The organism is Arenimonas donghaensis DSM 18148 = HO3-R19, from assembly GCF_000743535.1.
GTDB classification, from domain to species: Bacteria; Pseudomonadota; Gammaproteobacteria; order Xanthomonadales; family Xanthomonadaceae; genus Arenimonas; species Arenimonas donghaensis.
This window is the reverse complement of record NZ_AVCJ01000003.1, coordinates 1-11,889: the sequence shown is the minus strand read 5'-3', so window position 1 is coordinate 11,889 and position 11,889 is coordinate 1. Positions and strand designations below refer to the sequence as shown.

11 protein-coding genes are annotated in these 11,889 nt (G+C 69.2%); 3 read left to right on the top strand and 8 right to left on the bottom strand.

What is annotated here, in order from left to right:
* Positions 1–42: 42 nt before the first annotated feature.
* Positions 43–2,826 (bottom strand): TonB-dependent receptor plug domain-containing protein, encoded by a 2,784-nt coding sequence (locus tag N788_RS03245; protein ID WP_051924311.1) that lies wholly within the window; start codon positions 2,824–2,826, stop codon positions 43–45.
* 201 nt (positions 2,827–3,027) lie between these two features.
* Here N788_RS03245 and apbC point away from each other — a divergent pair, with 201 nt between their 5' ends.
* Positions 3,028–4,116, top strand: a complete 1,089-nt coding sequence (gene apbC / locus N788_RS03240; protein WP_034220899.1) for an iron-sulfur cluster carrier protein ApbC — start codon at positions 3,028–3,030, stop codon at positions 4,114–4,116.
* Between the two features lie 76 nt (positions 4,117–4,192).
* Positions 4,193–4,762 (top strand): dCTP deaminase, encoded by a 570-nt coding sequence (gene dcd, locus N788_RS03235; protein WP_034220897.1) that lies wholly within the window; start codon positions 4,193–4,195, stop codon positions 4,760–4,762.
* Between the two features lie 24 nt (positions 4,763–4,786).
* Here dcd and N788_RS03230 read toward each other — a convergent pair whose 3' ends face one another.
* From N788_RS03230 to N788_RS03200, 7 genes are read right to left on the bottom strand one after another with little or no spacing between them, the layout of a single operon-like run.
* A complete protein-coding gene (locus tag N788_RS03230; RefSeq protein ID WP_034220896.1) occupies positions 4,787–5,737 on the bottom strand; it encodes a DUF979 domain-containing protein in 951 nt (316 codons plus the stop codon).
* Entirely contained in the window at positions 5,734–6,438 is a 705-nt protein-coding gene (locus N788_RS03225) for a DUF969 domain-containing protein (protein WP_034220894.1), read from the bottom strand. The genes N788_RS03230 and N788_RS03225 overlap by 4 nt, the downstream gene beginning before the upstream one ends.
* Positions 6,435–7,190 carry a 5-oxoprolinase subunit PxpA gene (locus N788_RS03220; RefSeq protein WP_034220893.1) on the bottom strand — a complete coding sequence of 252 codons (756 nt, stop codon included), beginning with the start codon at positions 7,188–7,190 and terminating at the stop codon, positions 6,435–6,437. The genes N788_RS03225 and N788_RS03220 overlap by 4 nt, the downstream gene beginning before the upstream one ends.
* Positions 7,187–8,161 carry a 5-oxoprolinase subunit C family protein gene (locus tag N788_RS03215; RefSeq protein ID WP_034220889.1) on the bottom strand — a complete coding sequence of 325 codons (975 nt, stop codon included), beginning with the start codon at positions 8,159–8,161 and terminating at the stop codon, positions 7,187–7,189. Before N788_RS03215 ends, N788_RS03220 begins: the two co-directional genes overlap by 4 nt.
* The gene (pxpB, locus tag N788_RS03210) at positions 8,158–8,862 is read right to left on the bottom strand and encodes a 5-oxoprolinase subunit PxpB (protein WP_051924310.1); all 705 of its coding nucleotides are present in this window, start codon (positions 8,860–8,862) and stop codon (positions 8,158–8,160) included. The genes N788_RS03215 and pxpB overlap by 4 nt, the downstream gene beginning before the upstream one ends.
* Positions 8,859–9,272, bottom strand: coding sequence for an HIT family protein (locus N788_RS03205; protein ID WP_034220887.1), 414 nt, complete (start codon positions 9,270–9,272; stop codon positions 8,859–8,861). Before N788_RS03205 ends, pxpB begins: the two co-directional genes overlap by 4 nt.
* A 2-nt stretch (positions 9,273–9,274) precedes the next feature.
* Positions 9,275–9,937: a dienelactone hydrolase family protein gene (locus tag N788_RS03200; RefSeq protein ID WP_034220886.1), complete on the bottom strand. Its 663-nt coding sequence runs from the start codon at positions 9,935–9,937 to the stop codon at positions 9,275–9,277.
* Between the two features lie 100 nt (positions 9,938–10,037).
* Between N788_RS03200 and rimO the strand changes: the two genes are divergently transcribed.
* Positions 10,038–11,375: a 30S ribosomal protein S12 methylthiotransferase RimO gene (rimO, locus tag N788_RS03195; RefSeq protein WP_034220885.1), complete on the top strand. Its 1,338-nt coding sequence runs from the start codon at positions 10,038–10,040 to the stop codon at positions 11,373–11,375.
* The last annotated feature ends 514 nt before the right edge of the window (positions 11,376–11,889 follow it).

Genomic DNA, 11,889 nt, shown 5'->3' with positions numbered 1-11,889 from the left:
GCTTTCGCCGGGCCCTTGGTCAGACGACCAGTTTCGAAACGCTTACCAGGTGAACTCGGCCCGCACGAAGACCTCGCGGCCGATCGGGCTGTAAGCGCGCCAGAAGAACGGATAGGTGAAGAAGGTATCGTCCTTCGGAGCGAGCTTGTCGAGCACGTTGTTCACGATCAGGCTGGCGCGGAAGTTCTCGGTGAACTCGTAGCCAACGTTGAGGTTGTACACGTGGTAGGGCGCGATGCGACCGGTCTCGGCCCAGTTGGGCAGCGAGCCGTAGCGGGTGCCGAACACCGTGACGTCCAGGTCCTTGTACTGCCAGGACACGCTGCCACGCATGCGGCTGCGGAAGTCGAAGTTGGTCAGGTCGTCGCGGTAGCTTTCCCGCGGCTCGTTCTGGAACTCGGCGAACTTCTGGTCCAGCACGTGCGACCAGCCCAGCTGGAAGCCGAAGTTGCCCCAGCGGTCGGTGTCGAGGGTGTAACGCAGGGTCGCGTCGATGCCCTCGTTCGACAGGTAGGAGCGGTTGATCGGACCCCGGTTGACCTGCTCGATGCGGCCGTCGTTCGGGCCACCCACGGTGCGGATGACGCTGCTGAGGATGAACTGGCAGAAGGTGGAGCTGCCGTCGACCGGGTTGCCCTGGCGGTCCACGCCCAGGCGGCAGTCGGCTTCGTTCTGCAGGATGTACGACGAGCTGATGTCGCCGACCACGCCCTCGAGTTCGACGCTGTAGTAGTCGACGGTCAGGGACAGGTTGTCCACGACGTCCCAGACGAAGCCGAAGGTGTAGGACTCGCCCTCTTCCTCTTCCAGCTGCGGGTTGCCCTGGCGGACGCCGAAGGCCGAGTAGTTGTACGCAGTCTGGTTGCCGCACTGCGTCACGGTCTGCCCGGAGTTGCGGCAGGTGTACTCGTCGAACACCGTGGAGAAGAAGCCGCTCTCATCCGCGAACACGAAGTGCATGTCCGGGGCGCGGAAGGACGTGGAGTAGGAACCACGGATCAGCAGGCTGTCGATCGGGCGCCATTCCAGGCCGGCATTCCAGGTGAACGCGTCATCGACGTCGGTGATGTCGTCGTAGAGGTCGTAACGCGCCGCCAGGGTGGCCTTGAAGGTGTCGTGCAGCGGGATCGCGAACTCGGTGCCGATCGCGTAGCGATCACGCTCGCCGCCGCCGCCGGTGCCGGTCAGGTTGTAGATGACGTTCTGGCCCGGGAGGATGCGCGGGTCGGCGATGAGCTCGTATTCCTGGCTGCCCAGCTCGAACACCGTGGCGAACGACAGCGGGCCGGCCGGCATTTCGAACAGGTCGCCGGTGACCACGAACTGCGCGGTCGAGGAGCTCGAATCGGCCCGGGTCTTGACCACGGTCGACAGCGCCTGGAACTCGGCCGGGGTGATCGGGTTGAAGTAACGATCCTGGTTCAGCTGGTACACCGGGTAGGCGTTGAAGACCGGATCCAGGCCCGGCAGGCGCTGGCCCAGGAAGAAGTCTTCCAGGTTCTGGCGCAGGAAGCGCGGACGGTCGTTGTTGGTCTCGTAGCGCGAGTGGCTGAGGGTGGCGTCCCAGGTGAAGCGGTTGTCGGCGAAGGAGCCACGCAGGCCCACGGCGAATTCGACCGACTGCTCGTTGAAGATCGTGCGCTGCGCGCCGGCACCGCCGGTTTCATTCGGGGTGAAGATGCGCTGGCCGTCGAGGATCGTGCCGAAGTTCGGGTCGTAGAACAGGGGCACCGACCAGAACTGGGTGTTGGAGGCCGTGGAGGCTTCCGAGTCCCAGACGTTCAGGCTGATGAAGCCCTGGGTGTTGTCGGTGATGTCCAGGGTGCCGTAGATGTAACCGGAGATGTTCTCGTCCGAGTTACGGATGGCCTGGGTCGCCGGGTAGCCGTAGTAGCCGCACCACGAACCGGTCGGCCGGGCATCGATCTCGAAGTCGCCGCCCCAGCGCGAGCAGGTGGAGGCGAGGTTCTGGCCGGGCTGCCAGACCTGGCTGTTGGCGCCGGTGCCGATCAGGCGGTTGCGCAGGCGGATGCCCTGCACGGCGGTGGCGGCGGACGGGTCCACGCTCGGGTCGTCGCGGTAGGAGTCCATGAAGTCACGCTCGGAGGCGAACATCTCGCCACGCTCGTAGTACTCCACGGCGTAGGTCAGGCTCCAGTTGTCACCGGTATTGCCACCCACCCACTGGATGTTGTTGGTCGGGGCGCCACCGCGGGTCGGCCGGCCGGTCAGGTACGACAGGTACTGGCCTTCGAAATTGGTCTTGAGCACGATGTTGATCACGCCCGCGACCGCGTCGGAACCATAAATGGCCGAGGCGCCACCGGCGAGCAGCTCGATGCGCTCGACCGCGGCGGTCGGCACCGAGGCCAGGTTCACGAAGTTCGACTGGCCGTTGTAGGGCAGCGGATAGTCCGCGGCGCGGCGGCCGTTGATCAGGGTGAGCACGCGGCCCGGGCCCAGGCCACGCAGGTTCAGCACCTGGGCATTGGGGGTGAAGCCGGACTGGAAGAGTTCGTTCTGGAACGAACCGGTGGTCTGGGTCAGCGTGTTGAGCGCGTCATAGACCGTGTTGAAGCCTTCGGCCTCGATCTGCGCCGCCGTGATGACGGTGACCGGCGACGGGCCCTCGATCTCGGCGCGCTTGATGCGCGAACCCACGACCTCGACGGTGTCGAGCTGGGTGGTACCCGCGGTACCTTCCTCTTCCTCATCGGCCGATTCCTGGGCGAAAGCGGCACCGCAGGCGAACGGGATGGTCAGGGCAAGGGCAAGGGAACGCGCAAGCACCGAACGACGGTACCCGGCAATTGGAGCAGTAGTCATTGGACCCCCTAGAATGGATGCGTTGTTTTATGAAGCTTTAATGGTTGTTGCGGTTCCGGCGGGCCTGAATCCCCGGCCAAGCCTTAACCGGAACGTAACACAGTGGTGGGCCGAAATGCATCATGACTTCCGGCCTATTCGCAAAGCTGAATTGCGGCCCCCCCGTGCCGCCCCAAATCGCAGTAGAAACAGGAGCTTGAGATGCCCTTGAACGAAAACGCCGTACGCGCCGAACTGGCCGCCATCGTCGACCCGCACACGGGCAGCGACCTGGTCGCGCAGGGCAGCGTCAGGGGCATCGGCCTGGATGGCGACCGGGTGGCGGTCGAACTGCAGCTGGGCTATCCGGCCGCCGGCTGGCACGAGGCCCTGGCGGCCGAGGTCCGGGGCCGGCTCGAGGCGATGCCCGGCGTCGCCCGGGCCACCGTCTCGGTCGCTTCCCGGGTCCAGGCGCACAAAGTCCAGAAGGAACTGACGCCGCTGCCCGGGGTGCGCAACATCATCGCCGTCGCCTCGGGCAAGGGCGGGGTCGGCAAGTCCACCACCGCGGTGAACCTGGCCCTGGCCCTGCAGGCCGAGGGGGCGTCCGTGGGCGTGCTCGACGCCGACATCTACGGCCCGTCCATCCCGAAGATGCTCGGCCTCGAAGGCCGGCCCGACAGCCCCGATGGCAAGTCCATCGAGCCCAAGCGAAACCACGGCCTGCAGGCCATGTCCATCGGCCTGCTGGTCGGCGAGGACACGCCGATGATCTGGCGCGGGCCGATGGTCACCCAGGCCCTGCAGCAGCTGCTCAACGACACCCGCTGGGACGGCCTGGACTACCTGGTCATCGACCTGCCGCCAGGCACCGGCGACATCCAGCTGACCCTGGCCCAGCGGGTGCCGGTGTCGGGTGCGGTCATCGTCACCACGCCGCAGGACATCGCCACCCTGGACGCACGCAAGGCCCTGCAGATGTTCGCCAAGGTCGAGGTGCCGGTGCTGGGCATCGTCGAAAACATGGCGGTGCACACCTGTTCGAACTGCGGCCACACCGAACACGTGTTCGGCGCCGGCGGCGGCGAGCGCATGGCCGCGCAGTACGACGTGCCCCTGCTGGGTTCGCTGCCCCTGGACATCCGCATCCGCGAGCAGGCGGATTCGGGCATTCCGACCGTGGCCGCCGATCCGGCCTCGCCGCTGGCCCTGGCCTACCGCGACATCGCCCGCCGCGCCGCCGCGCAGCTGTCGCTGCAGGCCCGGAACAAGGCCATCGGCCTGCCCAACATCGTCATCCAGAACACCTGAGCCGGCAGCGGCCCGCCCGGGCCGCGCGACCGGTAGAATCCCGGCTTTCGCCTCCGCATCCCCCAAGAGCCCCCGAATGAGCATCAAAGCCGACAAGTGGATCCGCCGCATGGCCGAGCAGCAGGGCATGATCGAGCCCTTCGAGCCGGGCCAGGTCAAGCATGCGGCCGACGGCCACCGCATCGTCAGCTACGGCACCTCGAGTTATGGCTACGACGTCCGCTGCGCGCGCGAGTTCAAGATATTCACCAACATCAACTCGACCATCGTCGACCCCAAGGCCTTCGACCCGACCAGCTTCGTCGACGTCGAGGCCGACGTCTGCATCATCCCGCCCAACAGCTTCGCGCTGGCGCGCACGGTCGAGTTCTTCCGCATCCCGCGCGACACCCTGGTGGTTTGCCTGGGCAAGAGCACCTACGCCCGCTGCGGCATCATCGTCAACGTCACGCCGCTGGAGCCGGAGTGGGAAGGCCACGTGACCCTGGAGTTCAGCAACACCACGCCGCTGCCGGCCAAGATCTACGCCGGTGAAGGCGTGGCCCAGATGCTGTTCTTCCAGTCCGACGAAGTCTGCGAAACCAGCTACCGCGACCGGGGCGGCAAGTACCAGGGCCAGACCGGCGTCACGCTGCCCCGCACCTGAGGCGGCGATCGGGCCGCCGCGCGCTCAGCGGAAGATGACCAGGTACATCAGCACGACGTTGGCCGCGAGCAGCGGCAGCGCCGTCGGCAACTGCGCGCGGATGACCGCGTACGGGTCGTCCAGCTCCAGCAGGGCCACCGGGACCAGGTTGAAGTTCGCCGCCATCGGCGTCATCAGCGTGCCGCAGTAGCCCGAAAGCATGCCAATGGCCGCCATCGACGCGGCTTCGGCGCCATGCCCCTGCACCAGCAGGGGAATGCCGATGCCCGCGGTCATCACCGGGAACGCGGCGAAGGCATTGCCCATGACCATGGTGAACAGCGCCATGCCCAGGGCATAGGCCAGTACGACGGCCAGGCGGTTCTCGACCGGAATGGCCCACTGCACCAGCGAGGACACGGCGTCGCCGACGCCGGTCGCGGCGAACACGCTGCCCAGCGCGGCAAGCATCAGCGGCAGGATCGCCGTCCAGCCAATTGCATCCACCAGCGGCCGGGAAGACTCGATCGCGTACATCGGCGAGCGGCGGGTCAGCAGGCAGGCCGACAGCACCGATGCCAGGCAGGCCAGGCCCAGGGCGATCACGGTGGTCTGGTCCGCGGCCAGCAGCCAGCTGCCCCAGCCGGTGTACTTGGCTGCCAGCACCAGGGCCACGGTGGTGCCCGGGATCAGCAGGGCCGGCAGGAACAGCCGATTGCCGAGCGCTCGCGCCTGCTCCCGCTTGCGGTCGTCCCTTGCCTGCGGCGCGCCGCCCCGCCCCATGGCGCCCAGGCCGGCGATCAGGGCCAGGGCCAGCACCGCCGCGCCGGCCAGGGCCGACGGAAGCCGTTCGCCGGCCAGGAACATCAGCGCCATGATTCCCCAGAAGCCGGCGTTGCCCCAGCGCTTGCGATTGCTGCGATCGCGGCCGCCCCGCCAGGCCAGCACCAGCAGGTAGGCCCCCGCCAGCCAGTAGATGTACTGGAGCGTGATCATGGGCCCGCGGCCGGTGCGGGCCGCTGCAGGCGGGCAGCTTCGCGCGCCAGGCGCGCGTCCAGCCGCGACAGCCGTCCGGCGTGGATGGCGAAGGCGAACAGTGCGGTCGGGATGCCCCACAGCGCGATGACGATCGGTTCGAGCACGATGCCCTGTTCGGCCAGGGTCGCCTGGATCAGCAAAACGCCGGCGAACGCCAGGAAGATGTCCTCGCCGAAAAACAGGCCGACGTTGTCGGTGGCTGCGCAAAGGGCACGAAGCGACTGCCGCTGCGCCGGGTCCAGCTCGCCATGGCGGGCCTCGGCGGCGCCTTCGGCCAGCGGCACCAGCAGCGGGCGCACGGTTTGCGGGTGGCCGCCCAGGCTGGTCAGGCCGATGGCCGAGGCGATCTGCCGGGTCGCCAGGTAGGCGATCAGCAGGCGTCCGCTGGTGGCGCCGCGAAGCCGGGCGATCCAGGCCTGGGCGTGTTCCTTGAGACCATGCCGCTCGAGCAGTCCGATCACCGGCAGCGTCAGCAGCAGCAGGCCAAGGTAGCGATTGCGGACGAAGGCGTCGCCGAGCAGGGCCAGTACCCCGAACAGGGACTGCCCGGCGGCCAGTCCCGTGACCACGCCCGCGCTGACCACCGTCAGGGCCGGGTTGAGCCGGAGCGCGAAGCCGGCCACCACCCAGGCGACGCCGATCAAGGGCCAGTAGTTCATGCGTCCCCGCGTCCCGGTGCGCGCACCTGAAGGCCGAGTCGTTCAAGCGCCTGCCGCAGGCCCCGGGCGAAGGCGGCGGCGTCGGGACGGTCGCCGTGCAGGCACAGCGTGTCGGCCTGCAGGGGCACCCGTTCGCCGCCCAGGGCGGTGACGCTGCCGGTCTGCAGGCATTGCCTGACCTGCGCCAGGGCTTCGTCGAGCGTGTCGATGACGGCGCCGTCGGTGCCGCGCGGTGCCAGCCGGCCGTCGGCAAGGTACCGGCGTTCAGCGAAAACCTCGTGCGCCACCGCCAGGCCCAGGCGTGCACCGGCTTCGACCAGGGCGCTGCCGGCCAGGCCGAACAGGCGCAGGCCGGGGTCGGTGTCGCGAACGGCGGCCGCGACTGCGTCGGCCAGGGCCGGGTCGCGCGCCGCCTGGTTGTACAGCGCCCCGTGCGGTTTGACGTGCGACAGGCGCGCGCCGGCCGCGTGCGCGATCGCCGCCAGTGCGCGGACCTGGCAGGTGACCAGGGCATGCACCTGGTCTGGCGTCGCCGACTGTTCGCGTCGGCCGAAACCGGCGCGGTCGTCGAAGGCGGGGTGGGCGCCGATGGCGACGCCGTGGCGCAGGCACAGGGCCACGGTGTCGCGCATGGTTTCCGGGTTTCCGGCGTGGAAGCCGCAGGCGATGCTCGCCGAACTCACCCACGGCAGGACGCCGGCGTCGTCGTCGCCTTCGCCTACGTCGGCATTGAAGTCCAGCGCTTCTTTCATGGGCCCGGTCGTCCGGCAAGCCGGCGCGCCTGTTCGATGGCCAGGCTGATTCTTGCCAGGCGTTGGCGCTGGCCGCAAGCCAGGGCCAGCGCGCCCCCGGCGTCGATCGTTTCGAACTGCAGGCGATCGCCCGGCCGCAGCTGCGCCAGCCGCGGCAGGTCCGACTGCACGACGTGGCCGATGCAGGGATAGCCGCCGACCGTCTGGGCATCGGCGAGCAGCACGATCGGCTTTCCGTCGGGGGGAAGCTGCACGCTGCCTTCGATGACCGGGGACGAGAGGCGGTCGCCCGGATCACGCACCGCAAGCGGCGTGCCTTCCAGGCGCAGGCCCTGGCGATTGCTGGTCGCCGCCACCCGGAACGGATCGCGCCAGGGCGTCGGCGTCGCCAGCGCGTCGGCGCCCGGAAGCAGCCGGACCCGGGCCGGGCGGTCCAGGTCGATGTCCGGATGCGGATCGATCCAGCCAGTCTGCGTCGTCACAACGTCGACCGCAGGCGGCAGGCCTCGCGCCCGCAGCCGGTCGCCGGTGCGCAGGGCGCGGCCGTCCAGGCCGCCGAACCCGGCGCGCAGGTCGGTGCTGGCGCTGCCCAGTACGTCGCGCACGTCCAGTCCGCCGGCCACGGCCAGCAGCCCGCGTGCGCCGCGGCGGCAGGCCCCCAGGCGCAAGGTGCAGCCCGCCGGCAGCGCCACGGCGCGCCAGCCGGGCACGGGTTCGCCGTCGGCGAAAGCGTCGACGTCGGCGCCGGTCAGCGCGATCCGGGCGCCCTGGGGAAAACGCAGGGTCGGTCCGCGCAGGGTGAACTCCAGGGATGCGGCGTTCCCGGGGTTGCCGAGAAGCGCGTTGCCGACCTGCCAGGAAAAACCGTCCAGTGCACCGCCGGCGCCCACGCCCAGGTGCCGCAGCCCGGTGCGCGGTCCCGCCTGGACGCTGCTGAGCAAACCCGGCTCCAGGACGTCGATATCGATCATGCTCCGGCCCCCGAAAGGGCGTCGAAGCCGGCGCGGTCGATACGGACGAAGCGCACGTGGTCGCCTGGTGCCAGCAAGGCCGGCTCGGCGCGCTGCGGATCGAACAGTCGCAGCGGCGTGCGACCCAGCAGGCGCCAGCCCCCGGGTCCGGCCGCCGGGTAGGCGCCGGTCTGGGAGCCCCCCACGCCGACGCTGCCTGCGGCCACGTGCGGGCGCGGCGTCGCCAGGCGTGGCATCGCCAGGGCGGGGTCGAGCCCGAGCAGGTAGGGAAAGCCGGGCGAGAAACCCAGCATGGCCACCCGGTAATCGCCAGCGGTGTGGCGGCTGATCGCGGCTTCGACCTCCAGGCCGCAGTGCGCGGCCCACGCGCCCAGGTCGGGCCCGAACTCCGGTGCGTAGCAGACCGGGATGTCGACGCGGCGACCCAACGTGCCCGCCTCCGCGTCGGGCGCGGACGCCAACAGGCGTTCCAGCCAGGCCCTGGCCTCTGCCAGGCAGGCCGCCTGGCCGCGGGCCGCGTGACCGTCCACGACCAGGGCCAGGCTGGCGTAGGCGGGGACCAGGTCCTGCAGCCAGGGCGGACGCCGGGCTTCGATGGCGGCCCGCAGCGCATGCACCCGCCGGTTCGCCGCTTCGATGCTGTCGACGTCCACCGTGACCAGCCATCCACGGTCACCCCAGGCGTCGATGCGCGCCTTCACGCCGGCGCCAAACCCCGGATCCGGGCGACCAGGGCGTCGCGGGCGGCCGCGGGATAGGGCCGGGCGCGGCCGCTGCCCCAGACCGGTCCCGGCCAGGCGTCGTCGTCGCTGCGCCGACCGACCACATGCACGTGCAGCTGCGGCACGACGTTGCCCAGGGCGCCGATGTTGAGCTTCTGCACATCAGCAACCTCGCGCAGTGCGCGGGCCGTCTGGTTGATTTCGGCCAGCAGCAGGCGCTGGTGGCCACCGTCGAGATCCACCCACTCGACCGCGCCGGCGACGCGCGGCACCAGCAGCAGCCACGGAAAGCGGGCATCGTCCACCAGCCGCAGCTGGGACAAGGGGCCGTCTGCCACCAGGACCGAATCTGCCGCCAGTCGCGGGTCCAGGCTGAACGCGTCGGCCATGCTCAGCGCAGGTTCTTTTGCAGGAACATCAGGGTGCGCTGCAGCGCCTGTTGGGACGCATGGGCGTTGTAGTCGGGGCGCTGGTCGCAGTCGAACCCGTGGCCGGCGCCGGGCCAGACGTGGATTTCGGCCGCTGAAAGTGCATCGCGGTGCTTTTGCACGTCCTCGGGCGGGATCAGCGGGTCGTCCTCGCCAAAATGCAGCATCAGCGGCGCTTTCGGCCGTTCGCCCAGCAGGGGCACCGTGCGGCCACCGTAGTAGCTGATCGCCGGCAGGCCCAGCCGGGTATTGGCCAGGAAGGCCACGCTGCCGCCCCAGCAATAGCCCAGCACGGCGACCCGGTTCTCGGCTTCGAGCATGTCGTAGGCGCCGCGCACGCCGTCCAGGGCCCCGTTGAAGCCCACCTCGTCGGCGATGGCGCGCCCCTTGGCCACGGACGCCTCGTCGTAGCCCAGCTCGGTGCGCGGCTGGACCCGGTCGAACAGGGACGGCGCCACGGTGATGTAGCCGTAGTTGGCGAAGCGGTCGGCCTGGGCGCGGATGTAGTGGTTCACGCCGAAGATCTCGTGGACCAGGATCAGGGCCCCGCGCGGCGTGATGTGCGGCCGGGCCTGGTAGCCGGATATCCGGCCGTGGCGGGTGTTGATGGAGATTGATTGGCCCATGGCCGGTTCCCCTGCTTCAGCTGTCCCCGGCGCCTAGCCTACACCGGCCGGGGCGGCGGGGGAGGGTATACTCCGCGCCCCCGCTCCGAGCCCGCGTCCCATGTCCGCCAGCCAGCCCAAGGTGGGCTTCGTCAGCCTCGGCTGTCCGAAAGCCCTCGTCGATTCCGAACGCATCCTCACCCAGCTCCGGGTCGAGGGTTACGACATCGTGCCCAGCTACGACGACGCCGACGTGGTGGTGGTCAACACCTGCGGCTTCATCGATTCAGCCGTCGCCGAGAGCCTGGACGCCATCGGCGAAGCCCTGGCCGAGAACGGCAAGGTCATCGTCACCGGCTGCCTGGGCAAGCGCCCGGAAGTGATCCAGCAGGCCCACCCGGACGTGCTGTCGATCAGCGGCCCGCAGGACTACGCGAGCGTGATGTCGGCCGTGCACCTGGCGCTGCCGCCCAAGCACGATCCGTTCATCGACCTGGTGCCCGACTACGGCCTGAAGCTGACCCCGAAGCATTACGCCTACCTGAAGATTTCCGAAGGCTGCAACCACCGCTGCAGCTTCTGCATCATCCCGTCGATGCGCGGCGACCTGGTTTCGCGCCCGGTCGACGAGGTCCTGCGCGAAGCCGAGAAGCTGGCGCGCGGCGGCGTGAAGGAACTGCTGGTGGTGTCCCAGGACACCAGCGCCTACGGCGTCGACATGAAATACGCGGCGCGCGAGTGGCGCGGCCGTGAGTACGCCACGCGCATGAAGGGTCTGTGCGAAGGCCTGTCCGAGCTGGGGCTGTGGACGCGCCTGCACTACGTCTACCCGTATCCGCACGTGGACGACATCATCCCACTGATGGCGGAAGGCAAGCTGCTGCCCTACCTGGACATCCCGTTCCAGCACGCCAGCCCGCGCATCCTGAAGCTGATGAAGCGCCCGGGCGCCGTCGACAAGACGCTCGAACGGGTGCAGCGCTGGCGCGCCATCTGCCCCGAGCTGACCATCCGCAGCACCTTCATCGTGGGTTTCCCCGGCGAAACCGACGAGGACTTCGAGCAGCTGCTGGCCTTCATCGACCAGGCCGAGCTCGACCGCGTCGGTGCCTTCGCGTACTCGCCGGTGGACGGCGCGGCAGCCAACGCCTTGCCCGACCCGGTGCCCGAGGAAGTGAAGCAGGAGCGCCTGGCGCGCTTCATGGCGCTGCAGGCCGAGATCAGCGAGGAAAAGCTCGAGCGCAAGGTCGGCACGGTGCAGCGCTGCCTGGTCGACGCGATCGACGGCGAGCTGGCGATCGCCCGTTCGATGGCCGATGCCCCGGAGATTGACGGCCTGGTCCAGATCCAGGACGGCGAAGCGGCGGGTCTCAAGCCCGGCGACTTCTGCGACGTGCGCATCATGGGCAGCGACGAACACGACCTGTTCGGCCTCGTCGGCGACGACGAAGACCTGTAACCCGTGCTGCTTGTGGGAGGGACTTCAGTCCCGAAGCACGCGTTTGGTTCCGCGGGATATGGGGCTGGGTTTTCGCGAGGTTGTACGAGGCGACCGGAGACATCATCGCCACACCCACCGCGCTGATGAGCACCCCGCCCGCTCTTTCGCAAACGGGGCACTCATCATCACGGCGGGTGTGGATGGGGGTTCGCCGGCTGTTCGGAACACCCTTTCCCTCGCGTCCTGGCATGCGGAACCGCCGGTCCCGCAAGGCGATACGGACAAACGCCTGGCGACGCTATCGTGCGGGCCACTGCCTCGCCTCGTGGGTTCTCGCTACGTCGGCCGCACCTTCGTGCGGAAATAAACCTCTGCGCGAGCCCAGCGCGGCATCGGACCTCGTCGGTCGACCTGTAGGCGCGATCGTGTGGGTTCTGGCTTCTACCCGGGTCGGACAAGGAGGTTCGACGCGACGGCGGGCTCGCATTGACGTGTATTTCCGCACGAAGGTGCGGCCGACGTAGCGAAAGAG